The following is a 23,471-nucleotide window of genomic DNA, read 5'->3' as shown; positions in this document are numbered from 1 at the left end:
GGCGCGCCGTGCCGATGAAGGCGCCGCGCCGCCTGCGCCCCCGGCTTACTGCGGGCCCATCTTCTTGATCAGCACGTCGAGTTCGGCGGCTTCTTCGTCGGTCAGGTCGACGAGCGGCGCGCGCACCGGGCCCGCGTCGTGGCCGACGAGCTTCGCGCCCGCCTTCACGATGCTGACCGCGTAGCCGGCGCGGCGATTGCGGATCTTCAGGTACGGCAGGAAGAACTCGTCGATCAGGCGGCCGACCGTCGCGTGGTCGTCCTTCGCGATCGCTTCGTAGAACGCCATCGCCGTCTTCGGGATGAAGTTGAACACGGCCGACGAGTACACCGGCACGCCGAGCGCCTTGTACGCGGCCGCATAGACTTCGGCCGTCGGCAGGCCGCCGAGGTACGCGAAACGATCGCCGAGGCGGCGGCGGATCGTGACCATGCTTTCGATTTCGCCGACACCGTCCTTGAAGCCGATCAGGTTCGGGCAACGGTCGGCGAGGCGTTCCAGCATGTCCGCATTCAGCTTCGAATTCGCGCGGTTGTACACCACGACGCCGATCTTCAGCGCGCGGCACACCTGCTCGACGTGATCGGCGATCCCTTCCTGGCTCGCTTCGGTCAGGTAGTGCGGCATCAGCAGCACGCCGCTCGCGCCGAGGCGTTCGGCTTCCTGCGCGTATTCGATCGCGACGCGCGTCGCGCCGCCCGCGCCGGCGAGGATCGGCACCTTGCCCTTGCAGGTTTCCGTCGCGACGCGGATCACGTCCGAATACTCGCGCTGCGTGAGCGAGAAGAATTCGCCGGTGCCGCCGGCCGCGAACAATGCGCTCGCGCCATACGGTGCCAGCCATTCGAGGCGCTCGGCATAGGTGGTCGGACGGAAGCTGCCGTCGGCGTCGAAATCCGTCAGCGGAAACGACAGCAGGCCGTGGGAGATGATCTGTTTGAGTTCTTGCGGTGAAGTCATGGTGAGTGTCGTCCGTCTAGCGCGAGTGCTGGTTCGTCGGGAACGGCATACGAGCCGAATTGGCGATGTCGTTGTATGTCATCGTACAACGCAAGAAAGAGCGGCGCAAGCGGTTTGCTGGCGGGTCAAGGGTAGGGTCTTTCCGGATAAGGGTTTACGCAGCATCATCAATTGAGGTTGAATGTCGTATGATGACTAACGATATTGCAGATAGGCTCCAGGAATTCCGATGACTGCTTCCCCTCTCTACATCCGCGTGCATCCGGACGACAACGTCGCGATCGTCGTCAACGACGGCGGTTTGCCCGCAGGCGCGACGTTCGCCGACGGGCTGACGCTGGGCGAAGGCGTGCCGCAAGGGCACAAGGTCGCGCTCGTCGACCTCGCGGCCGGCGACCCAGTCATTCGCTACAACGTGGTGATCGGCTATGCGCTGACCGACCTGCGGCGCGGCAGCTGGGTCAACGAGCGCACGATGCGCATGCCCGAGCCGCCTGGGCTCGACGACCTGCCGCTCGCCACGCGCGCCGCGCCGCCGCTCGAGCCGCTCGAAGGCTATACGTTCGAGGGCTTCCGCAATGCGGACGGCTCGGTCGGCACGCGCAACATCCTCGCGATCACGACGACCGTGCAGTGCGTGTCGGGCGTCGTCGAGCACGCGGTGAAGCGGATCAAGGACGAACTGCTGCCGCGCTATCCGAACGTCGACGACGTGGTCGGGCTCGAACATACGTACGGCTGTGGCGTCGCGATCGATGCGCCCGACGCCGACATCCCGATCCGCACGCTGCGCAACATCAGCCTGAATCCGAATTTCGGCGGCGAGGTGATGACCGTGAGCCTCGGCTGCGAGAAGCTGCAGCCCGAGCGCCTGTTGCCGCCGGGCGCGATTCCGGTGGCGGCCGACGGCGCGACCGGCAACGGCGGCGTCGTGTGCCTGCAGGACGCCGCGCACGTCGGCTTCAACTCGATGATCGACTCGATCATGAAGATGGCCGAATCGCATCTCGAGCGGCTGAACCGCCGCCGCCGCGAGACGTGCCCCGCGTCGGATCTCGTCGTCGGCGTGCAGTGCGGCGGCAGCGACGCGTTCTCGGGGCTCACCGCGAACCCGGCCGTCGGTTTCGCGGCCGACCTGCTCGTGCGCGCGGGCGCGACGATCATGTTCTCCGAGGTGACGGAAGTGCGCGACGGCGTCGCGCAGCTCACGTCGCGTGCGGCGAACGAAGACGTGGCGCGCGAGATCATCCGCGAGATGGACTGGTACGACCGCTATCTGGAGCGCGGCCGCGTCGACCGCAGCGCGAACACGACGCCCGGCAACAAGAAGGGCGGCCTGTCGAACATCGTCGAGAAGGCGATGGGCTCGATCGTGAAGTCGGGCAGCGCGCCGATCGCCGGCGTCGTGCGCCCCGGCGATCGGGCGAAGCAGAAGGGGCTGCTGTACGCGGCGACGCCCGCGAGCGACTTCATCTGCGGCACGCTGCAGCTCGCGGCCGGGATGAACCTGCACATCTTCACGACCGGTCGCGGCACGCCGTACGGGCTCGCGCAGGTGCCGGTGATCAAGGTCGCGACGCGCAGCGATCTCGCGCGCCGCTGGCACGACCTGATGGATCTCGACGCGGGGCAGATCGCGACCGGCGCGGCGACGATCGAGGACACGGGCTGGGCACTGTTCCGGCTGATGCTCGACGTCGCGAGCGGCAAGCGCCGCACGTGGGCCGAGCAATGGAAGCTCGCGAATGCGCTGACGCTGTTCAATCCGGCGCCGGTGACCTGACGCCTGACGCACGATGCGGGCGCCTCCGGGCGCCCGTTTTCATTGCGGCGACGCATTCCCGATTCGGCGGCGCAGGCGTGCCGCGCGTGGTCGGTGCGATTTCCTTACCTCGTACGTAATCGACCACCGTCACGCGCCCTGCGACGATAGCGGCACGCGGACCCGAAACGTCCGCGACATCGTCCTTCATCGATACAAGGAGCCTCGCCATGAACACCGCTCAATCCGCTTCGTCCGTCCACGCCGACCTGATCGACCGCTACTTCGACGCGTGGAACGAACCCGACGCCGCGCGCCGCCGCGAACTGATCGACGCGACCTACGCGAGCGACGCGGCCTATCGCGATCCGCTGATGGCCGGCGACGGCCACGCGGGCATCGACACGATGATCGCCGCCGTGCAGCAACGCTTCCCTGCCTGCCGCTTTCGCCGCACGACCGACGTCGACGCGTTCGGCCAGCATCTGCGGTTCTCGTGGGCGCTCGTGTCGCCCGACGGTGCGGCGATCGTGAAAGGCTCGGACTTCGGCATCGTCGACGCGTCGGGCCGCCTCGCGTCGGTCACGGGTTTCATCGACGAAATGCCGGCCGCCGCGTCGTAACGCGAACGATGCCTGCACCACGGCCGCCGGGATCGGGTAACGTTATGCGATTCGTTACCCACCCCGGAGACCAACCCACATGCTGAAGAATCTCGACCCGCTGCTGCACGCCGACATCCTGCACACGCTGCGCGCGATGGGCCACGGTGACGAAATCGCGATCTGCGACGCGAATTTCCCGGCGGAATCCGTTGCCGAGCACACGGTGGTCGGCCGCGCGCTGCGCGTCGACGGCGCCGATTCGGCGCGCGTCGTGCGCGCGGTGCTGTCGGTGCTGCCGCTCGACACGTATGTCGACACGCCCGCGTGGCGGATGGAAGTCGTCGGCGACGCAGCCGCGGTGCCGCCCGTGCAGCGCGAAGTGCAGGCCGAGATCGACCGCGCGGAAGGGCGCGCGGTGCCGCTCACCGGCGTCGAACGTTTCGCGTTCTACGAGCGCGCGCAGCAGGCGTATGCGGTGATCGTCACCGGCGAAACGCGCGGCTACGGCTGCTTCATCTTCAAGAAAGGCGTGCTGTTGAGCGACGCGGGCTAAACGCGTTTTTCAGCGCGCCGGGCCGCCGGCGCGGCCGCCGCAGTGTAAAGATTTGCTACAACCTCTTGGACACGGCGGAAAGACCCTCTATGCTGGCCCATTTGCCGCGCGCCCTCCCGGGCCGCGCGGCGCCGAACCGCCCGGGCACGCCCGGCGCGGGCGGTCGAATTGCATACGAGGAGAGAGGCATGACGCGTACCGTCGATTCCGGCGTCATTTTTTTCGCACGCCTGGCGCTGGCGGCGTTGTTCTTGTGGGGCGGCATCATGAAGCTGCTCGGCTACAGCGATTTCGTCGCGTATCTGCACGGGATGAACGTGCCCTATCAACAGGTCGTCGCGCCGATCGTCGTCGCGATCGAGGGGCTGGGCGGCCTGCTGCTGATCGTCGGCTACAAGGTCCGGCCGCTCGCGTTGCTGATGGCGGTCTACACGATCGCGACCGCGATGGTCGGACACAATTTCTGGGACGCGACGAATGCCGCCGTCCAGCACGACATGGTGATTCACTTCTGGAAGAACGTCGCGATCGCCGGCGGGTTCCTGCTGCTGTTCGTCACGGGCGCCGGCGGCGCGAGCATCGACGCGCTGCGCCGGCCGAGTTCGTCGTACGGCGTGCTGCGTTGAACTGATCCGCGTCGCGGCGCCAAGCCGACGCAAGACAAAAGGGCCGAATCCCGCACGCCGCGGGATTCGGCCCTTCGTTCATCCGGCCGGCGCGTGCGCGCCGACGGTTCAGCGTGCGTCCTTCACGTCCTTCACGTCCTTCGCATCCTTCGAGAACTGCACGGCGATCGCGCCGAGCACGCAGATCGTCGCGACGTACACGACCGGTGCGAGCGGATTCGACTTCATCATCAGCGACACGATCACCGGCGTGAGCCCGCCGAAGATCGCATACGCGACGTTGTACGAGAACGAGATGCCCGAGAAGCGCACGACGGCCGGGAAGCTCTTGACCATCACGAACGGCACCGCGCCGATCGTGCCGACCATGAAGCCCGCGATCCCGTAGTAGAGCGGCAGTGTCGACGCGTCGGCCGCGACCTGCGCGAACAGCAGGTAGTAGCACGCGGCCAGCCCGATGCCGCCGATGGCGAGCACGCGCTTCGCGCCGATCCAGCCGGCGAGCGAACCCGCGGTGATGCAGCCGGCCGTCAGGCACAGCGTCGCGACGCTGTTCGCGAACAGCGTGGTGGCGGGCGTCAGGTGGAACTGTTTCTGCAGCAGCGCGGGCGTCATCAGGATCACGACGACGATCGCGGCCGACAGCATCCACGTGAGCAGCATCGACACGATCACCGCGCGGCCGTGGTCGCGCAGCACGGCCTTCAGCGGAATCTCGGCGGCGAGCGCCTTCTTCGCCTTCATCTCGGCGAACACCGGCGTTTCATGCAGCCAGCGGCGCAGGTACACGGAGAACAGCCCGAACACGCCGCCGAGCAGGAACGGGATGCGCCACGCGAACGCGCCGACTTCGGCCGCGGAGTAGCGGCTGTTGATGCCGGCCGCGACGAGCGAGCCGAGCAGGATGCCGGCCGTGAGGCCCGTGGTCAGCGTGCCGCAGGCGTAGCCGATGTGGCGCGACGGCACGTGCTCGGACACGAACACCCACGCGCCCGGCACTTCGCCGCCGACCGCCGCGCCTTGCAGCACGCGGAACAGCAGCAGCAGCACCGGCGCGAGGATGCCGATCGTGTCGTAGGTCGGCAGCAGGCCCATCAGCAGCGTCGGCACCGACATCATCAGCACGCTCAGCGTGAACATCCGCTTGCGGCCGAACAGGTCGCCGAAGTGCGCCATGATCACGCCGCCGAGCGGGCGCGCGAGATAGCCGGCCGCGAAGATGCCGAACGTCTGCAACTGGCGCAGCCAGTCGGGAATGTCGTGCGGGAAGAAGAGTTGCCCTATCGCCGGCGCGAAGAACACGAAGATGATGAAGTCGTAGAACTCGAGGGCGCCGCCGAGTGCGGCGAGGCCAAGGGTCTTGTAGTCGCTGCGCGTGAGCGCGCGTTCGGCGGCGCGAGGCACGCCGCTCAATTCGGAAGCTTGCATGGTCAGGACGATCGGTTTTCGAATGTAGTTGTCGGTGCTGCGTCTCCAGGGCCCGCTTTTCGGCATGGACTGACAAGGCGCGGCTTGCGTCGTCGAAGCGCGCCGCGTGCCGGGTGAGGCACGCAACACGCGCCGCCGCACCGGGATGGGGCACGGCGGAGACGAAGCGTCAAAGCGGGTGGGGGGATTCTACAGGAGCGCGAAATGCCTGCGCGCGAGCGCGTGTCGGGAGCGGCTTCGGACCATGCAGCCGAAGCGCGCGCGGCGCGGGCGGCCGGTGAGCCGTGCACGCGCCGCGCGGGGCGGGGGGCAATCGGTTGTCAGTTGCCGGCGATCGTGTCGACCGGCTTGAACGCGCCGCGCTCGACCTTGTAGATCGTCACCGGTGCGTCCTTCAGGTCGCCCTTCGCGTCGTACGCGATGCTGGGCGCGGACACGCCCTTGATCGACACCTTGCCGAGATACGGCGTATATACCTTCGGATCGGTCGAGTTCGCGTCCTTCATCGCGGTGAGCAGCGCGATCGTGCCGTCGTACGAATACGGCGAGTACGTGATCACGTCTTCGTTGAAGCGCGCCTTGTAGCGTGCCGCGTAGCCGGAGAAGCCCGGCATCTTTTCCTTCGGCAGCCCGCCCATGTAGACGATCGCGCCTTCGGCCGCGTCGCCGCCGACCTTCAGGAACGTCGGCGAGCGCGACATCTCGCCCGTCACGAACGCCGACTTCATCCCGAGTTGCCGCATCTTGCGGATCATCGGCGACGATTGCGCGTCGCCGCCGCCGTAGAAGACCGCGTCCGGATTCACGCCCTTCAGGTTGGTCAGGATCGCCGAGAAATCGAGCGCCTTGTCGTTGGTGAAGTCGCGCTTGACGATCGTGCCGCCGGCCGCTTCGACGGCCTTCGCGAATTCGTCGGCGATGCCCTGGCCGTAGGCCGTGCGGTCGTCGATGATCGCGATGCGCTTGAAGCGCAGCGTCTTCACCGCGTACGTGCCGACGATGCGGCCCGCCTGCGCGTCGCTCGTCAGCAACCGGTAGGTCGTCTTGTAGCCGCGCGCCGTGTATTGCGGCGACGTCGCCATCGAGATCTGCGGCAGCCCCGCGCGATCGTACAGGTCGGACGCGGGAATGCTCGTGCCCGAGTTGAAGTGGCCGATGATCCCGCGGACGTTGTCGTCGATCAGCCGCTGCGCGACGGTCGTGCCGGTGCGCGGGTCGGCCTGGTCGTCCTGCGCGTCGAGCTGGAACGTGACGGGCTTGCCGCCGATCGTCGGATGCGTCGCGTTGAAGTCGGCGATCGCGAGTTGCACGCCCTTCTGCATGTCCGTGCCGTAATTCGACTGCGGGCCGGTCAGCGGTGCGGCGAAACCGATCTTGACGACGTCGGCGGCGATGGCGTGCGCGCCCGACAGTGCGCAGGCGGCGGCCAGCGCGACGTGCGATACCTTCAGCTTCACTTTCACTTCCCCTTGATGGCGTGGTTGGGCTGCCGCCCGCATGCGGGCGACGCCGGTAAACCGGGCGAGACGGTTCGGTCGGCAGGCCGATGCGCGGGCCATGCAGGCGCGCCGCACGCCGCACGCGCTGTGCCGGAATCGGCGTGCGCGACAGCGGAGGCGGTGGCCCGTGCATGCCGATTGCGGCAGCGGCGGGAGGTCGTCTCGTGACCGTGAAGCGAAGTCTAGACAGCGAAAATGCGTGCGTCTTGCGCGTTCGATGCGTGGCCGGCGACGATATCGGCATATCGTCGATTACCCTGATATATGCCGAAATCGTCATGACGAATGCGCAAACCCGCCAAGACGCGGGTGGTCGGCATTTTTAGGATGATGGTTTCGGGCGCGGGGTGCCGGCGTGTCGATGCGCTGCGCCGGCTGCGAAGAAGGCGGAACGTTCGCCGGCCCGCGCGCCATGTACGTTGGTTGCGTGCACAACGAGCGTCGCCCACCGGCGACCGTCTTGCCCGCCCTGCATTCGAAGCGACGCGATCGAAGGGGCGCTCCTATAATCGACGCCATCTGCCACTCGCTTCGCGGTTGCCGGGATGACGACCTTGCTTGCCGTACCGCCCATGAGCCTGTCCGACACGTTGCGCTACCAGCCCGACAACGCCGATTTCGGCGCGATGCTCGCGCATTTTCGCCTGCTCGAACCGGTGTTCGATGCGCTGCCGGACGTCGCGTTCTTCGTGAAGGATGCAAGTGGCCGCTACGCGATCGTCAATCGGACGCTGGCGATGCGCTGCGGCTACAAGGACAAGCGCGACCTGCTCGGCAAGACGGCCGACGAGGTGTTTCCGCGCCGCTTCGGCCGCAGCTATTTCGAGCAGGACATGGCGACGATCAACGCCGGCCAGCAGTTGATGGACCAGCTCGAGCTGCACCTGTATCCGGGCCGCCAGCCGGGCTGGTGCCTGACCTGCAAGGAGCCGCTGCGCGACGCCGCGGGCGGGGTGGTCGGCCTCGCGGGCATCTCGCGCGACCTGAAGGCGCACGAAGGCTCGCACCCGGCGTACAGCCGGCTCGCCGACGTGGTCCAGCACATCCAGGATCACTACGTGCAGCCGCTGAACCTGAAGCACCTCGCGCAGATGGCCGGGATGTCGGTCGCGCAGCTCGAGCGCTACTTCCACAAGGTGTTCCACCTGACGCCGCGCCAGGTGCTGCTGAAGACGCGGCTCGACGCGGCCACCGCGCTGCTCGTCACGCACGACAAGGTGACCGACGTCGCCGCGCTATGCGGCTACACGGATCACAGCGCGTTCACGCGCCAGTTCAAGGCGACGGTCGGCGTGACGCCGACGGAATACCGGTTGATGCTGCAGGAGCGGGCAGGGTGACGCGACGCGCCGGCGTGGCCGGCGCGTCGCAGGGGGCGGGGTAAGGCGGGGAAACGGGAAAGGGTGAAGCGTCGGGAAACGATGGCTCAGCGGTAGCCGAGTCCTTTCAGGATGGCCGTGCCGTCTTCGGTCAGCCGGAAGCTCGGGGCCGTATCGGGGTCGAGCTTGACCATTTCGACGAGGCCGGCTTCCTGCAACGCGGGCAATTCGGGTTTGGCGTTCGCGCCGATCGGTGCATGCAGCAGCACGAGCAACGTCGCGATTTCATGATGACTGAGCAGGCGGCGCAGCATCGTCTTCTTTGCAGGGGGCGCGGCCGGGCGGCCCGCGGGTGCTTCTACGGCGCTCATCGCTGTCCTCCTTTTCGAGATAACCATCGGGTACTGGTTGCGGATGGTGCCGTCGAAGACTTAAGCGGTTCTTAAAATCATAGTGCGCGGCCCAATGCTGCACCGCGGTACGGGTTACGGGATGTAACGCCGGACGGCGTGCGGGTTGCTGGCGCGAGCTCGATCGGCCGCGCGGCCGGTATCTGGCGGTGCGATTTACCGCGATGGCGTACGCGAGATGGGCCCCGTTGCGTGATAGCCGAATCGCGCGATGCGATCCGGCCCCAACAGGTTGATTCGCCCGTTTTCCTTATTTCCGCCGCTGCGCCTGCGCGGCGAGCCGCACGGCCGCATTCGCCGCGCCATAGCCGTCGTACCCGCCGCGCCGCTCGACGATCTCGAGCGAGAAGCGGTTGTCGACCAGTTCCGTATACGCATGCAGGAATTCGCCGCCTTGTTCGTCGCGGTCGTAGAGCAGGTGGTGCGCGCTCAGCGTGTCGATCAGTTCGTCCGGCAGCGCGTAGCGCGCGGCGAGATCGTCGTAGTAGTTGGCCGGAATGCGCAGGAACGGGACGCCATCGGCCGCGAACGCGGCGACCGTCTTCACGATGTCGTCGGTGCGGAACGCGACGTGGTTCAGCCCGGTGCCGTGGTAGCGGTCGAGCGATTCGGCGACGGCCGTGTGACGGTCGACCGACGCGTTCAGCGCGATCCGCACCGAGCCGTCGGCGCTGCGCACCGCGCGGCTGCGCATCAGCCCGTACGGGTCGGGCACGAGCCAGCTGCGCTCGGCCTCGAACCCGAACGCCGTCTTGAAGAACAGGATCCACGTGTCGAGCGCGTCGGCCGGCAGCGCGAGGCACACATGGTCGATGCCCGTCAGCGGGCCGACTTCGGTCGGGCCGTCGATGTCGGTCAGCACGAAGTCCGATTCGTACAGCGTCGGCGCATTCGGCGCTTCGTCGACGAAATATTCGAGGCTGCCGTCCGGCGCCTTCACGCTCGGCAGCACGCGCTCGTTCGGCCCGACGCGGCCGGAGAACGGCGCGTAGCCGAAGCCGGCCGCGCGCTCGAACGCCACTTTGGCGTCGTCGACGCGGAACGCCGACGCGCACAGCGACAGCCCGTGCTGCTGGAAGAACGCATCGGCGAACGAGTCGCGCTCGGCGTTCAGCACGATCGATGCGGCGCCGTGCTGGAACAGCGTCACGTCCTTCGAGCGATGCCGGCCGGCGAGCCGGAAGCGCATCCGGCCGAGCCATTCGCCGACGGTCGCCGCCGCCTGCGCGTCGACCGCGAATTCGATGAACTGGAACCCGACGTGCGCGGGCGGCGCGGGCGGCGCGAACAGCGGCTGGCTGGCGGCCGGCGCGCGGCCCTCCTGGGCGAGCCGCGCGCGCGTCAGGTCTTCCAGATAGAGCAGCGAGCGGTGGCCGTCGGCGGCCGTGAGCGCGGTCGGCGCCGCGCGGAAGCCGTCGTTGAAGATCTCGAGCGACAGCGGCCCCGTGTAACCCGACTCGATCACGCGTGCGGTGAAGCGCGCCAGGTCGAAGTCGCCCTGGCCCGGGAACGAGCGGTAGTGGCGGCTCCATTCGAGCACGTCCATCACGAGCTTCGGCGCGTCGGCGATCTGCACGAAGGCGATCCGGTCGCCGGGGATGTCGGCGATCCCGTCCGGCGAATCGTCGAGCGACAGCGTGTGGAAGCTGTCGAGCGCGAGGCCGAGATGCGGGCTGTTCACCGCATTGACGAGCTTCCACGCGTGGCCGTACCGCTTCACGACGCGGCCCCACGCGAGCGCTTCGTACGCGGCCACCACGCCGGCCTGCCGCGCGGCTTCGGCGAGCACGCCGAGCTGGTCGACGAGCAAGCCGTCGTCGGCGATCGTGTCGGCCGCCACGCTGCTGCACACGAGGATGCGGTCGGTGCCGAGCGCATGCATCACGTCGAACTTGCGCTTGATCCGGTCGAGATTGCGCGCGAGCTGGGCCGCGCTCACGCCCTCGAAGTCGCGAAACGGCTGGAACAGCACGATGTCGAGGTCGAGATCGGCGGCCATGCGCCGGACGTCGGCCGGCGATCCGTCGAAGTAGACGAGGTCGTTTTCGAAGATTTCGACGCCGTCGAAGCCCGCGGCCTGGACGGCGGCGAGCTTCTCGGCGAGCGTGCCGGACAGGGACACGGTGGCGATCGAGCGCTGCATGGGGCGATTCCTGCGGATGAGCGGGGCATGACGCCGGTCTGACCGACCGTGTCTAACCGACCGTGTCGAACCGACCCTGAATGAACCAGTCGTTGAGTTCGATGCACGCGCCATATCCCGAATTTACTAGGCTAGTCATCCGTATTGTACAAACTAACTAGATGGTACAAATTAGCGAAAACCCGGAAAGACAGCCCGCTTGCGCGGGCGCACACTAGCGCCAAATTCCGATGTCTTCGGGGCGGCGCCGATCGTGGTCCGCCCCTGTTTCAGGAGCAGAAACACGATGAGCAAGCACAAGGTACTGGTGCTGAACGGCCCGAACCTGAATCTGTTGGGCACGCGCGAGCCCCATATCTACGGCGCGGAAACGCTCGCCGACCTCGAGCAGCGCTGCCGCACGGCGGGGGAAGGGCTCGGGCTGGAAATCGACTTTCGCCAGTCGAATGCCGAGCACCAGCTGATCGACTGGCTGCACGCCGCGCGTCACGACACGCACGGCATCGTGATCAACCCGGCCGCCTATACGCATACGTCGGTGGCGCTGGCCGACGCGCTGTCCGCGATCGCGAAGCCGGTGATCGAAGTGCATATCTCGAACGTCCATCGCCGCGAGGCGTTCCGTCACCATTCGTATGTGTCGGCGCTCGCCGAAGCCGTGATCTGCGGCTGCGGCACCGAAGGCTACGTGTTCGCGCTGCAGCGCCTGGCGACGGTGTTCGCGAAGGGAGCCGCACGATGAGCCGTCCGTCGTTCCTGATCGGCCTGATCGGCCAGGGCATCGGCGGTTCGCTGTCGCCCGCGATGCACGAGGAAGAGGGGTTCCGCCAGGGCTTCGGCTACGTGTACCGGCGCATCGATCTCGATGTGCTCGGCGTGACCGCCGACGCACTGCCGCAACTGCTCGACGCCGCGCAGCGGATGGGCTACAACGGGCTGAACATCACGCACCCGTGCAAGCAGCGCGTGATCGAGCACCTGGACGCGCTGTCGGACGACGCGCGTGCGCTCGGCGCGGTGAACACCGTGCTGTTCAAGGACGGCAAGCGGATCGGTCACAACACCGACTGGTCGGGCTTCGCGAAATCGTTCAGCCGCGGGCTGCCCGGCGCGTCGCTCGCACGCGTCGTCCAGCTCGGCGCGGGCGGCGCGGGCGCGGCCGTCGCGCACGCGGCGCTGCAGATGGGCGCGGCCGAACTGACGATTTTCGACGTCGACGGCACGCGCGCGACCGCGCTGGCGGGCGAATTGCAGCAGCGCTTCCCCGCCGCCCGGGTCACGCCGGGCAGCGATCTCGCGGCCGCGATGCGCGTGGCGACCGGCCTGATCCACTGCACGCCGACCGGCATGGCCAAGCATCCGGGCCTGCCGCTGCCGGCCGAGTTGCTGCATGCGGGCATGTGGGTGGCCGACATCGTGTATTTCCCGCTTGAAACCGAACTGATCCACGCCGCCCGCGCGGCCGGCTGCGCGACGCTGCCGGGCGGCGGGATGGCCGTGTACCAGGCCGTCGACGCGTTCGAGCTCTTCACCGGGCGCACGCCCGACGCCGAGCGGATGTTCGATCACTTTCAGTCGCTCGTCGCGCGCTGACCCCTTACAGACACAGAAAGAGACCAGGAGACGACCATGCAGCACACCACCCACACGAGCGCCGCGCCGGCGCAGGCGGCCGGCACGGTCCGGCGCACGTCGGCGCGCTACAAGATCCTCGCGCTGCTCGCGATCGGCACGATGATCAACTATCTCGACCGCACCGTGCTGGGCGTGGCTGCGCCGCAGCTCACCAAGGAGCTCGGCATCAACGCGGCCGTGATGGGCATCATGTTCTCCGCGTTTTCGTGGACGTACGTGGCGATGCAGGTGCCCGGCGGCCTGTTCCTCGACCGCTTCGGCAGCAAGGTCACCTATTACTGGTCGATGACGCTGTGGTCGCTGTGCACGCTCCTGCAAGGCTTCGTGCCGGGCATCGCGACGCTGCTCGCGTGCCGGCTCGGTCTCGGCGTGACGGAAGCGCCGTGCTTCCCGACCAACAGCCGCGTCGTCGCGACGTGGTTTCCGCAGAACGAGCGCGCGATGGCGACCGGCACCTATACCGTCGGCGAATACATCGGCCTCGCGTTCTTCAGCCCGGTGCTGTTCGCGCTGATGGGCGCGTTCGGCTGGCGCTCGCTGTTCTGGGTCGTGGGCGGGGTCGGCATCGCGTTCGGCCTCGTCTGGTGGAAGTTCTACCACGAGCCGCGCAACCATCCGGGCGCGAACTCGGAGGAACTCGCGTACATCGAAGCGGGCGGCGGCCTCGTTCATGGTGCGCGCAAGAGCGGCGACAAGCCGGCGCAGGCCAAGTTCAGCTGGTCGATGGTCGGCAAGCTGGTGAAGAAGCGCCAGCTCGCGGGCATCTGCCTCGGCCAGTTCGCCGGTAACTCGACGCTCGTGTTCTTCCTGACCTGGTTCCCGACCTATCTGGCGACCGAACGCCACATGGGCTGGCTGAAGATCGGCTTCTTCGCGGTGATGCCGTTCATCGCCGCGTCGGTCGGCGTGATGTTCGGCGGGATCTTCTCCGACTGGCTGCTGCGCCGCGGCAAGTCCGCGAACCTCGCGCGCAAGCTGCCGATCATCGCCGGCCTGCTGCTCGCGTCGACGATCATTCTCGCGAACTACGTGCAGAGCAACGAGGCGGTGATCGCCATCATGTCGGTCGCGTTCTTCGCGCAGGGGATGGCCGCGCTCGGCTGGACGCTCGTGTCGGACATCGCGCCGGACGGCCTGCTCGGCGTGACGGGCGGCATCTTCAACTTCGCGGCGAACCTCGCCGGCATCATCACGCCGCTCGTCGTCGGCTTCATCGTCGCGTCCACCGGCTCGTTCGTCGGCGCGCTCGTGTTCATCGGCGTGATCGCGCTGATCGGTGCGCTGTCGTACATCTTCGTCGTCGGCGATATCAAGCGGATCGAGCTGTAAGCGCTGGTTCCCCGCACACAGGGTGCGTTCGCCCGGCGGCCGATCGGCCGCCGGGCTTTTTTGTTTGCGGGCGCCGGCAGACGGGCCCGCATGTCCGCCACCTCATGCGTGCTGCATCGCGATGCCGAGCGATTCGACTGCGGCCGCGATGGCGGCGACCGCACGCCGGATATCGCCGGCATCGATCGCGCCGATGCAGCCGACGCGGAACGTCTCGCGCCGCGTGAGCTTGCCCGGATACAGGATGAAGCCCGCGTCGCGCACCGCGTCGTAGAAGCGGCGGAAATCGTAGGCCGGATGGTCGGGCGCGTGAAACGTGACGATCACCGGCGCCTGCACGTTCGCGTCGAGGAACGGCACGAAGCCGAGCGCGCGCATCGATTCGACGAGCGTCCGGCAGTTCTCCGCATAGCGTGCCCCGCGCGCCGGCTGGCCGCCTTCGGCGAGGTACTGGTCGAGCGCGGCGCGCAGCGCGGCAAGCACGTGCGTCGGTGGCGTGAAGCGCCATTGCCCCGTCTTGCGCAGATACGCGTACTGATCGTGGAGATCGAGCGCGAGCGACCGCGAGTGGCCTTCGCTCGCATCGAGCGCGTCGCGCCGCACGATCGCGAACCCCATTCCCGGCACGCCTTCCAGGCATTTGCCGCTGGCCGAGATCAGCGCGTCGATGCCGCTGTCCGCCAGCGCGATCGGCAGCGCGCCGAACGAACTCATCGCATCGACGATCAGCCGCTTGCCGTGCCGCCGGCATGCGGCCGCGATCGCATCGAGCGGATTCAGGATCCCCGCGCTCGTTTCCAGGTGCACGAGCGCGACGTGCGTGATGCGCGGTTCCCGCGCGAACGCGGCCTCGACGGCCGCCGCGTCGACGGCCGCGTCCTCGCCGAATGGCAACGCGATCGCGTCGATGCCGAGCCGGCCGAGGATCTTCAGGATGCGCGCGCAATACGCGCCGTTGTCGGGCACCAGCACGACGCCGTCGCGCGGCACCAGCGTGCCGAGCGCCGCTTCGACCGAGAACGTGCCGCTGCCCTGCATCGGCACGCATACGTATGCGTCGTCGCCCTGCGCGATGGCGACGAGATCCGCGCAAACGCTGGCCGTCAGTTGATTGAAAGCGGCGTCCCACGACCCCCAGTCATGTTGCATTGCGTGGCGTGTTGTGGCGGACGTGGTGAGCGGGCCGGGCGTGAGCAGGATCGGGGCGGGCATGACTTTTGTCTCCAGCAAAGGGCGAACGAAACGCCGGGCGGCATTTCCGGATGACGTGCATGATAGTGGCAAAATGTGTCATTTTTTGGAAATTGTGGCATTCGTCACGGCTTTGTCATCGAACGCTGTGATCCTTCGGTTGCCGCGCGATGCCCAGCCCGAGCGCGGCGGCGCGGCGGCCGTTCAGCGGCCTGCCCGGAGATAACAGGAGAGCCGGATCGTGCCCCGGCCGTTTGGTGTTCCGCCTACGGAGAAGTGAGATGACACTGCAGAAACCCTCGCGCGCCGCCGCCGGCGCATTCCGCAAGCTCGCGCTGGCCGCCTGCGCCGCCGGCCTGCTGCAAGGCGTCGCGATGCCGGCGCATGCGGCAAATGCGGTCGTGCTGTACACGGCGGACGGCCTCGAGAACCTCTATCGCGATGTGCTGCCGGCTTTCGAGAAGAAGGAGGGCGTGAAGGTCAACATCGTGACGGCGGGCAGCGGCGAGGTGGTGAATCGCGCGAACATCGAGAAGAATTCCCCGAAGGCCGACGTGATCGTCACGCTGCCGCCGTTCATCCAGCAAGCCGGCCAGATGGGCCTGCTGCAGCCGTACCAGAGCGTGAACTACAAGAACGTGCCGGCCATCGCGAAGGCCGAGGACGGCACGTGGGCGACCTTCGTCAACAACTACTTCTCGTTCGCGATCAACCCGGACGTCGTGAAGAACCAGCCGAAGACGTTCGCCGACCTGCTCGCGCCGGCCTACGCCGGCAAGGTCGCGTACTCGAACCCGGCCACGGCCGGCGACGGGATGGCCGTGCTGATCCTGACGACGTCGCTGATGGGCGAGGACAAGGCGTTCGACTACCTCGCGAAGCTGTCGCAGAGCGTGAAGTTCCACACGAAGGGCACGGGCTACCTGAACGTGCTGCTGTCGCGTAACGAGATCAGCGTCGCGAACGGCGACCTGCAGATGGATCTCGACGACGCCGAACACGGCGCGTTGTCGGTCAAGCCGATCTTCCTGGCCGCGAAGGACGGCGACCGGCCGACCACGTTCCAGCTGCCGTACGGCATCGGCCTGATCAAGAGCGGCCCGAACCAGGATGCCGGCCGGAAGCTGATCGACTACCTGATGTCGACGGAAGTGCAGTCGAAGGTGCCGGACATGTACGGCATCCCGGGCCGCACGGACGTGCCGCTGGCCGGCAAGAACGGCGAAGCGGTCAAGAAGGCGATCGCGGGCGTGAACCTGATCCCGGTCGACTGGACTCACGTGATGGCGAAGAAGCCGGAATGGATCGAGCGCTGGAAGAAGGATGTGATCGGCAGCTCGGGCAAGCAGCTCGACGTCGTCAAGCCGAAGTGAGCGGCGTACGCCGCCTGTATCAGCGAGCAAGAGGATGAACCCGGTGGATACCACCCTGACCCATCCCGGCGCATTCGGCGCCGCCGAACCGCACGCGACGCTGCGGTCCGGCGCGCCGGGCGGCGTGCAGATCGAACACCTGAGCGTGCGCTACGGCGCCCGCACGGTGCTCGACGATCTGTCGCTGTCGATCGGCGCCGGCGAATTTCTGACCGTGCTCGGCAAGAGCGGCTGCGGCAAGACCACGCTGCTGCGCTTCATCGCCGGGTTCGTGAAGGCCGATGGCCTGACCGGCACGCTGACCGTGGCCGGACGCGACCTGACCCATGCGCCGCCGCACAAGCGCAACCTCGGTCTACTGTTCCAGAATTACGCGCTGTTCCCGCACCTGTCGGTGTTCGAGAACGTCGCATTCGGGCTGCGTGCACGCGGGATGGCGTCGTCGGAAGTGACGCGCCGCGTCGCCGATGCGCTGAAGCTCGTGCAACTCGGCGATGCGGGCCACCATCTGCCCGCGCAACTGTCGGGCGGGATGCAGCAGCGCGTCGCGCTGGCGCGCGCGCTCGTGATCGAACCCGACGTGCTGCTGCTCGACGAGCCGCTGTCGGCGCTCGACGCCAACCTGCGCGCGTCGGTGCGCAGCGAACTGAAGGCGCTGCACGAGCGCCTGCCGAACCTGACCGTCGTCTGCGTGACGCACGACCGCGACGACGCGCTCGTGCTGTCCGACCGCGCGCTGCTGATGCGCGACGGCCGCATCGCGCAGCTCGGCACGCCGCAGCAACTGTACGACGCACCGCGCGACGGTTACGTCGCGCGCTATCTCGGCCCGGCGAACCTGTTGCCGCCGCACGTGATCTTCCCGCTCGGCGATCCGCGCCACGAGGTGCGCGACAAGGTCGCGTGCGTGCGCCCCGAGCGTCTCACCGTGAGGCCGCCCGCGGCCGGCGGCCTGCATGGCACCGTGTCGGCCGTCGAATGGCAGGGCGCGGACCTGTCGATCGCGGTCGTGATCGACGCGGCGCCCGACGAGCCCGTGCGCGTGACGATGCAGCGCGGCCGCGGCGCGGCGCCCGAGCGCGGTGCGCGCGTGTCCCCGCATTGCGAGGCAGACGATGTCGTCCTTATCGAGCCCTGAAGCCGGCCTGCCGCCGCACGTGCTCGCGTCGGCCGCCGCGCATGCCGCCGCCGCGCGACGCCGCAGGCGCATGGGCGACCTGCATCTGGCCGCGCTCGCGATCGTCGTGCTCGGCCCGCTCGTCGTCTATCCGCTGGTGCGGCTCGTGCTGCTGAGCGTGACCGGCGATCACGGGCTGAGTTTCACCGCGTACCGGACCTTCTTCGGCAATCCCGACACGCGCAACGTGCTGCTGACGACGCTCGGCGTGCTGTTCGCGAGCGCCGGCACCGCGTCGGTGCTCGGCGTGCTGCTGGCCGCGCTGCTGTTCTTCAGGCCGTTCCCGGGCGCGTCGCTCGTCACGCGCTTCCTGGAGCTGTACGTCGCGTTTCCGTCGTTCCTCGTCGCGTTCACGCTGATCTTCCTGTACGGCTCGCAAGGCTCGATCGGCATTGCACTGCAGCACCTGTTCCATCTCGAGAATCCGCCGCTCGACTTCCTGTTCGGCATCGGCGGCGTGATTCTCGCGCAGACCGTGTTCTACACGCCGTTCGTCGTCCGGCCGACGCTTGCGTCGTTCGCGACGCTCGACTTGCGGCTGATCGAAGCCGCGCGCAGCCTCGGCGCGCCCGGCTGGATGCTCGCGCGCCGCGTCGTGCTGCCGATCGCATGGCCGGGCATCGCCGCGGGCACCGTGCTGTGCTTTCTGCTGACGCTGAACGAGTTCGGCATCCTGCTCGTGCTCGGCAGCGCGCGGCTCGTCACGCTGCCGGTCGCGATCTATAGCAGCGCGACCGTCGATCTCGACCTGCCGACCGCGTCGGCCGGCGCGGTCGTGATGTTGTCGCTGTCGCTGGCGTTGTATGCGGTTTATCGCCGGGTGAACCGGCGTGCGACGGGAGGAAACGATGTCCGCTGAATTCCGTATCGGGCAGGCCGTGCCGCGCCACCAGATCGGCTGGACCGACGCGCTGCTCAAGCATGCGTCGCGCGCCGCGCTCGCGCTGGCCGCGTTCGCGTGCTTCTGGCTGTTCGTGCTGCCGGTGATCGTCGTCGCGTTGTCGAGCGTGTCGACGCAATGGTCGGGCACGATCTTGCCGGCCGGGTACAGCCTGCGCTGGTTCGCGCGGCTGGGCTCACCGGAATACGACGCGCTGCTGACGAGCCTCGAAATCGGCTTCGGCGTATCGGCGCTCGGCACGATTCTCGGGCTGTGGCTGGCGCTCGCGCTCGAAGGGCGTGATCGGCGCGGCCTCGGCGCGGTCGTCGACGCGCTCGTGATGGTGCCGAACGGCGTGCCGAGCGTCGTGCTCGGGCTCGCGGTGCTGATCGCGTATCACCAGAAGCCGCTCGACCTGTCGAGCTCGGCCGCGATCGTCGTGCTGGTGCAGCTCGCGCTGATTCTGCCGTTCTGCTATCGCTGCGCGGCCGCCGCGCTGCGCCCGGAGCTGACCGTGCTGCGAGAAGCCGCCGCGAGCCTCGGTGCGCCGCCCGCGATGGTGCTGCGCCGCGTGCTGTTGCCGCAACTCGTGCCGGCGCTGCGCGCGAGCCTCGCGCTCGGCTTCGCGCTGTCGCTCGGCGAGCTCGGCGCGACGCTGACGGTGTATCCGCCCGGCTTCGCGACCGTGCCGATCGTCGTGATCGGCCAGGTCGAGCGCGGTTATTACCTGCCGGCATCGGCGCTGTCGCTGCTGATGCTCGGCGCGTCGCTCGCGGCGCTGCTGCTGATCGCCGCGCGCGTGCCGCGCGGCAAGCGGGTGGCATCATGAACGCCGCGTTCGCATTGCGGCGCCCCGGCGAGCAACCGGCCGCCGGCAACGGGTCGACGAAGCTCGCGGGACGCTCGATCGACGTCAACGGCCGACGCTACCGGCTGCCGGTCGAGCCGACCGTCGTCGTCTGTGTCGACGGCTGCGAGTACGACTATCTCGAACGCGCGGTGGAAGCGGGCGTCGCGCCGTTCATCGGCCGGATGATTGCGGAAGGCACTGCGTGGCGCGCCGATTGCGTCGTGCCGACCTTCACCAACCCGAACAACCTGTCGATCGTCTGCGGCGTGCCGCCGGCGGTCCACGGCATCTGCGGCAATTATTTCTGGGATCCGGCCGCCGACGGCGGGCGCGGCGCCGAAGTCATGATGAACGATCCGGCCTACCTGCGCGCCGGCACACTGCTCGCGGCGGTGGCCGACGCCGGCGCGCGGGTGGCCGTCGTCACCGCGAAGGACAAGCTGCGCCGGCTGCTCGGCTGGCAGTTGAAGGGCATCTGCTTTTCGGCCGAGAAGGCTGCCCAGGCCAATCTCGCGGAAAACGGGATCGTCGACGTGCTCGACTGGGTCGGCCTGCCGTCGCCGGACGTGTACAGCGCGGCGTTGTCGGAATTCGTGTTCGCGGCCGGCGTACGGCTCGCGCAGACGCGGCAGGTCGACCTGATGTACCTGTCGACCACCGACTACGTGCAGCACAAGTGCGCGCCGGGCAGTGCCGGCGCGAACGCGTTCTACGCGATGATGGACGGCTACCTCGCGCAGCTCGATGCGCTCGGCTGGGCGATCGGCCTCACGGCCGACCACGGGATGAACGCGAAGCACGATCCGGCGACGGGCCGGCCGAACGTGATCTATCTGCAGGATGCGTTCGACGGCTGGTACGGCGCGCGGGCTGCGCGCGTGATCCTGCCGATTACCGATCCGTACGTCGTGCATCATGGTGCGCTCGGGTCGTTCGCGACGATCTACCTGGCGCCGGGCGTCGACCGGGCCGAGGCGATGTGGCGCGTCGGCGGCCTCGACGGCATCGAACTCGTGCTCGACAACGCGGAAGCCGCCGCCCGTTTCGAACTGCCGGCCGACCGGATCGGCGATCTCGTCGTGATCGGCCGCCGCGACATGACGCTCGGCACCCGCGAGCGCGAACACGACCTGTCGGGCCTCACGGTGCCGTTGCGTTCGCATGGCGGCGTGTCCGAGCAGGAAGTGCCGTTGCTGTTCAATCGCCGTATCGAACGCGACGATCCTGCCCGCCGCCCGCGCAACTTCGACGTGTTCGATTTCGTGTTGAACCGGATCGCGACATGATGGCTCATCCGCGGCAGGATCATCCGTCGTTTCGTGCCGAAGCATTGCGCTGGTGCGGCACGCGCGCGATGCGCGAGCGCACGCTCGACGTCACGGATCCGTACACCGGCACGCGCGTCGGCACCGTGCCGCTCGCCAGCGTCGACGACGTGCGCGCGGCGTTCGATTACGCGATGGCCTGCCGGCCGACGCTCACGCGCTACGCGCGTTCGCAGATTCTCGAACGGGCGGCTGCGCTGCTGCGCGAGCGCACCGAGGAAGCGTCCGACCTGATCACGCTCGAGTCGGGGCTGTCGAAACAGGATTCGCGCCACGAGATCGGCCGCGTGGCCGACGTGCTGAAGTTCGCGGCGGTCGAGGCGCTGCGCGACGACGCGCAGAGTTTCTCGTGCGACCTGACGCCCCTCGGCAAGACGCGGCGCGTGTTCTCGCAGCGTCAGCCGCTCGACGGCGTGATCGTCGCGATCACGCCGTTCAATCATCCGATGAACCAGGTCGCGCACAAGATCGCGCCGGCGATCGCGACCAACAACCGCGTGATCGTGAAGCCGTCGGAGAAGGTGCCGCTGTCGGCGTTCTATCTGGCCGACCTGCTGTATGAAGCCGGGCTGCCGGAGCCGATGCTGCAGGTGCTGACGGGCAGCCCGGCCGAGATCGCGGACGAACTCGTCACGCATCCGCATGCGTCGCTGATTACCTTCACGGGCGGCGTCGCGATCGGCAAGGCGATCGCCGCGCGGGCCGGCTACCGGCGCATCGTGCTGGAATTGGGCGGCAACGATCCGCTGATCGTCCTCGCCGATGCCGATCTCGACCGCGCCGCATCGTTGGCGGTGCTCGGCTCGTACCGGAATTCGGGCCAGCGCTGCACGGCCGTCAAGCGGATGCTGGTGCAGCGCTCGATCGCACCGGCGTTCACCGAATTGCTCGTCGAGAAGACGCGCGCATGGAAATACGGCGATCCGTTCGATCCTGCCAACGAAATGGGCACGGTGATCGACGAGGCGGCGGCGCGGCTGTTCGAGGCGCGCGTGAACGAGGCGGTCGCGCAGGGCGCGCGTCTGCTGACGGGCAACGTGCGGCGCGGCGCGCTGTATGCGCCGACCGTGCTCGACAATGTCGATCCGTCGATGACGATCGTGCGCGAGGAGACCTTCGGCCCCGTGTCGCCCGTCATCGCGTTCGACACGATCGACGACGCGATCCGGATCAGCAACGGCACCGCATTCGGGTTGTCGTCGGGCGTCTGTACGGATAGCACGGCGGCGGTCGTGCGATTCGTGAACGAGCTGAACGTCGGCACGGTGAACGTGTGGGAAGTGCCGGGATACCGGATCGAGCTGTCGCCGTTCGGCGGAATCAAGGATTCGGGGCTCGGCTACAAGGAAGGCGTTCAGGAGGCGATGAGGAGCTTCACGAACCTGAAGACGTTTTCGCTGCCTTGGGAGTAAGCGCATGGCGTTGACGGTGGAAGAGATCCACGAGCTGTATCGCACGCATGGCCATGTGGCTTATAGCGGCGAACCGGTCACGCAGCTCGAACATGCATTGCAGAGCGGGTTGCTGGCGGAGGAATCCGGGGCGGACGAAGCGCTGGTCGCGGCCGCGTTCCTGCACGACTTCGGCCATTTGCTGAATCGCCAGGGCGACACGCCGAGCGCGCGCGGGATCGATGATCTGCATCAGTATTACGTGCTGCCGTTCCTGCGGCCGCTGTTTGCCGATGCGGTGCTGGAGCCGATCCGGCTGCACGTCGACGCGAAGCGCTGCCTGTGCCGTACGGTTCCCGGCTACTTCGAGAGTCTGTCGCCGGACTCCGTGCGCAGTCTGGCGTTGCAGGGCGGCATCTTCAGTGACGAGGAGGCGGTGGCGTTCCTGCGGCGGCCCTTCGCCGAGGACGCGTTGCGCCTGCGCCGCTGGGACGACACGGCGAAGGAGGAAGGCAAGATGACGCCGGATCTCGCTCGTTATATGGAGATCGTCGCGCGCCAGGTGCGCGCGGCTTCCTGACGATTCCGGTTGCTTCTATATAAGGTGCCGCACGCGATAGCGTGCGGCACCTTATTTTTTCGCGAAACCCCTTGCGCTCACGACGTGAGCTGCTTAGAATCACGCCTCTTTCGCGCTAACGCAAACGCGGCGCGGGAGGAAGGGAAGCAGTGCTGTTGGGTTCGGGAAGTAGCGAACCTGGGCGGCGCAGGAAGTTGAGCCCCGCAGTCGCAACGAAGTCGTGTAGAAAGTTGTTGACGGGCTGCGAAACACGGTTCATAATCTCGCTTCTCTGCTGCTGAAAACGCAGCGCTGCCGGGAAACACGGAGTTCCTCGCAGAAATGCTCTTTAAAAATTAACAGCCGATAAGTGTGGGCGCTTGATGGCAGCGAGCTGATCCTCGGATCAGATAGCAAAAGTATCAAGAGTCTCACACTAAAGTAAGTCAGGTTTAT

At 67.6% G+C, this 23,471-nt stretch carries 22 protein-coding genes; 16 read left to right on the top strand and 6 right to left on the bottom strand.

The window, feature by feature from the left end:
- Positions 1-45: 45 nt before the first annotated feature.
- On the bottom strand, positions 46-960 hold the full coding sequence (kdgD, locus tag CFB89_RS27310) for a 5-dehydro-4-deoxyglucarate dehydratase (protein WP_089470663.1): 915 nt from the start codon (positions 958-960) through the stop codon (positions 46-48).
- 229 nt (positions 961-1,189) lie between these two features.
- Here kdgD and garD point away from each other — a divergent pair, with 229 nt between their 5' ends.
- The 4 genes from garD to CFB89_RS27290 all read left to right on the top strand — a co-directional run bounded on the left by garD (position 1,190) and on the right by CFB89_RS27290 (position 4,506).
- Entirely contained in the window at positions 1,190-2,743 is a 1,554-nt protein-coding gene (gene garD, locus CFB89_RS27305) for a galactarate dehydratase (RefSeq protein WP_089470662.1), read from the top strand.
- Between the two features lie 209 nt (positions 2,744-2,952).
- Positions 2,953-3,345, top strand: a complete 393-nt coding sequence (locus CFB89_RS27300; protein WP_089470661.1) for a nuclear transport factor 2 family protein — start codon at positions 2,953-2,955, stop codon at positions 3,343-3,345.
- A 79-nt stretch (positions 3,346-3,424) separates the two neighbouring features.
- Positions 3,425-3,880, top strand: a complete 456-nt coding sequence (locus CFB89_RS27295) for an RbsD/FucU family protein (protein ID WP_089470660.1) — start codon at positions 3,425-3,427, stop codon at positions 3,878-3,880.
- Positions 3,881-4,068: 188 nt separating this feature from the next.
- Positions 4,069-4,506, top strand: coding sequence for a DoxX family protein (locus CFB89_RS27290; protein ID WP_006491342.1), 438 nt, complete (start codon positions 4,069-4,071; stop codon positions 4,504-4,506).
- Positions 4,507-4,614: 108 nt separating this feature from the next.
- On the opposite strand, the gene CFB89_RS27285 is transcribed toward CFB89_RS27290, so the two are convergent.
- Both CFB89_RS27285 and CFB89_RS27280 read right to left on the bottom strand, forming a co-directional pair.
- Positions 4,615-5,934, bottom strand: a complete 1,320-nt coding sequence (locus CFB89_RS27285) for an MFS transporter (protein ID WP_089470659.1) — start codon at positions 5,932-5,934, stop codon at positions 4,615-4,617.
- 320 nt (positions 5,935-6,254) lie between these two features.
- Positions 6,255-7,433, bottom strand: a complete 1,179-nt coding sequence (locus CFB89_RS27280) for a branched-chain amino acid ABC transporter substrate-binding protein (protein WP_373559879.1) — start codon at positions 7,431-7,433, stop codon at positions 6,255-6,257.
- Positions 7,434-7,978: 545 nt separating this feature from the next.
- On the opposite strand from CFB89_RS27280, the gene CFB89_RS27270 reads away from it, so the two are divergent.
- The gene (locus CFB89_RS27270; protein ID WP_089470657.1) at positions 7,979-8,773 is read left to right on the top strand and encodes an AraC family transcriptional regulator; all 795 of its coding nucleotides are present in this window, start codon (positions 7,979-7,981) and stop codon (positions 8,771-8,773) included.
- An 86-nt stretch (positions 8,774-8,859) separates the two neighbouring features.
- Here the strand turns inward: CFB89_RS27270 and CFB89_RS27265 are convergent, their stop codons facing one another.
- Together CFB89_RS27265 and CFB89_RS27260 are read right to left on the bottom strand one after the other, a co-directional pair.
- Entirely contained in the window at positions 8,860-9,123 is a 264-nt protein-coding gene (locus CFB89_RS27265) for a hypothetical protein (protein ID WP_089470656.1), read from the bottom strand.
- Positions 9,124-9,412: 289 nt separating this feature from the next.
- Entirely contained in the window at positions 9,413-11,305 is a 1,893-nt protein-coding gene (locus CFB89_RS27260) for a bifunctional sugar phosphate isomerase/epimerase/4-hydroxyphenylpyruvate dioxygenase family protein (RefSeq protein ID WP_089470655.1), read from the bottom strand.
- Positions 11,306-11,591: 286 nt separating this feature from the next.
- Between CFB89_RS27260 and aroQ the strand changes: the two genes are divergently transcribed.
- The 3 genes from aroQ to CFB89_RS27245 are packed head-to-tail and all read left to right on the top strand — an operon-like array spanning position 11,592 to position 14,269.
- Positions 11,592-12,047, top strand: coding sequence for a type II 3-dehydroquinate dehydratase (gene aroQ / locus CFB89_RS27255; protein ID WP_050017300.1), 456 nt, complete (start codon positions 11,592-11,594; stop codon positions 12,045-12,047).
- Positions 12,044-12,898, top strand: a complete 855-nt coding sequence (locus tag CFB89_RS27250) for a shikimate dehydrogenase (protein WP_089470654.1) — start codon at positions 12,044-12,046, stop codon at positions 12,896-12,898. The genes aroQ and CFB89_RS27250 overlap by 4 nt, the downstream gene beginning before the upstream one ends.
- A 36-nt stretch (positions 12,899-12,934) precedes the next feature.
- Positions 12,935-14,269, top strand: a complete 1,335-nt coding sequence (locus tag CFB89_RS27245) for an MFS transporter (RefSeq protein WP_089470653.1) — start codon at positions 12,935-12,937, stop codon at positions 14,267-14,269.
- 102 nt (positions 14,270-14,371) lie between these two features.
- Here the strand turns inward: CFB89_RS27245 and CFB89_RS27240 are convergent, their stop codons facing one another.
- Positions 14,372-15,481 (bottom strand): 2-aminoethylphosphonate--pyruvate transaminase, encoded by a 1,110-nt coding sequence (locus CFB89_RS27240; RefSeq protein ID WP_089470652.1) that lies wholly within the window; start codon positions 15,479-15,481, stop codon positions 14,372-14,374.
- Between CFB89_RS27240 and CFB89_RS35100 the strand changes: the two genes are divergently transcribed.
- The 8 genes from CFB89_RS35100 to CFB89_RS27200 are packed head-to-tail and all read left to right on the top strand — an operon-like array spanning position 15,480 to position 23,036.
- Positions 15,480-15,686: a hypothetical protein gene (locus CFB89_RS35100; RefSeq protein WP_179233543.1), complete on the top strand. Its 207-nt coding sequence runs from the start codon at positions 15,480-15,482 to the stop codon at positions 15,684-15,686. The two genes, CFB89_RS27240 and CFB89_RS35100, sit on opposite strands and share 2 nt — an antisense overlap.
- A 55-nt stretch (positions 15,687-15,741) precedes the next feature.
- A complete protein-coding gene (gene phnS / locus CFB89_RS27230) occupies positions 15,742-16,833 on the top strand; it encodes a 2-aminoethylphosphonate ABC transporter substrate-binding protein (protein ID WP_089470651.1) in 1,092 nt (363 codons plus the stop codon).
- 34 nt (positions 16,834-16,867) lie between these two features.
- Entirely contained in the window at positions 16,868-17,971 is a 1,104-nt protein-coding gene (phnT, locus tag CFB89_RS27225; protein ID WP_089470650.1) for a 2-aminoethylphosphonate ABC transport system ATP-binding subunit PhnT, read from the top strand.
- Positions 17,949-18,869 (top strand): 2-aminoethylphosphonate ABC transporter permease subunit, encoded by a 921-nt coding sequence (gene phnU / locus CFB89_RS27220; RefSeq protein ID WP_089470649.1) that lies wholly within the window; start codon positions 17,949-17,951, stop codon positions 18,867-18,869. Before phnT ends, phnU begins: the two co-directional genes overlap by 23 nt.
- Positions 18,859-19,719 carry a 2-aminoethylphosphonate ABC transport system, membrane component PhnV gene (phnV, locus tag CFB89_RS27215; protein WP_089470648.1) on the top strand — a complete coding sequence of 287 codons (861 nt, stop codon included), beginning with the start codon at positions 18,859-18,861 and terminating at the stop codon, positions 19,717-19,719. The genes phnU and phnV overlap by 11 nt, the downstream gene beginning before the upstream one ends.
- Positions 19,716-21,026: a phosphonoacetate hydrolase gene (gene phnA / locus CFB89_RS27210; RefSeq protein ID WP_089470647.1), complete on the top strand. Its 1,311-nt coding sequence runs from the start codon at positions 19,716-19,718 to the stop codon at positions 21,024-21,026. Before phnV ends, phnA begins: the two co-directional genes overlap by 4 nt.
- Positions 21,023-22,477 carry a phosphonoacetaldehyde dehydrogenase gene (gene phnY / locus CFB89_RS27205; RefSeq protein WP_089470646.1) on the top strand — a complete coding sequence of 485 codons (1,455 nt, stop codon included), beginning with the start codon at positions 21,023-21,025 and terminating at the stop codon, positions 22,475-22,477. The genes phnA and phnY overlap by 4 nt, the downstream gene beginning before the upstream one ends.
- A 4-nt stretch (positions 22,478-22,481) precedes the next feature.
- Positions 22,482-23,036: a phosphonate degradation HD-domain oxygenase gene (locus tag CFB89_RS27200; protein WP_089470645.1), complete on the top strand. Its 555-nt coding sequence runs from the start codon at positions 22,482-22,484 to the stop codon at positions 23,034-23,036.
- Positions 23,037-23,471 lie beyond the last annotated feature (435 nt).

The organism is Burkholderia sp. AU16741, assembly GCF_002223345.1.
GTDB classification, from domain to species: Bacteria; Pseudomonadota; Gammaproteobacteria; order Burkholderiales; family Burkholderiaceae; genus Burkholderia; species Burkholderia sola.
Note: the sequence above shows the minus strand (reverse complement) of the source record. Positions and strands in the feature narration are given on the sequence as shown.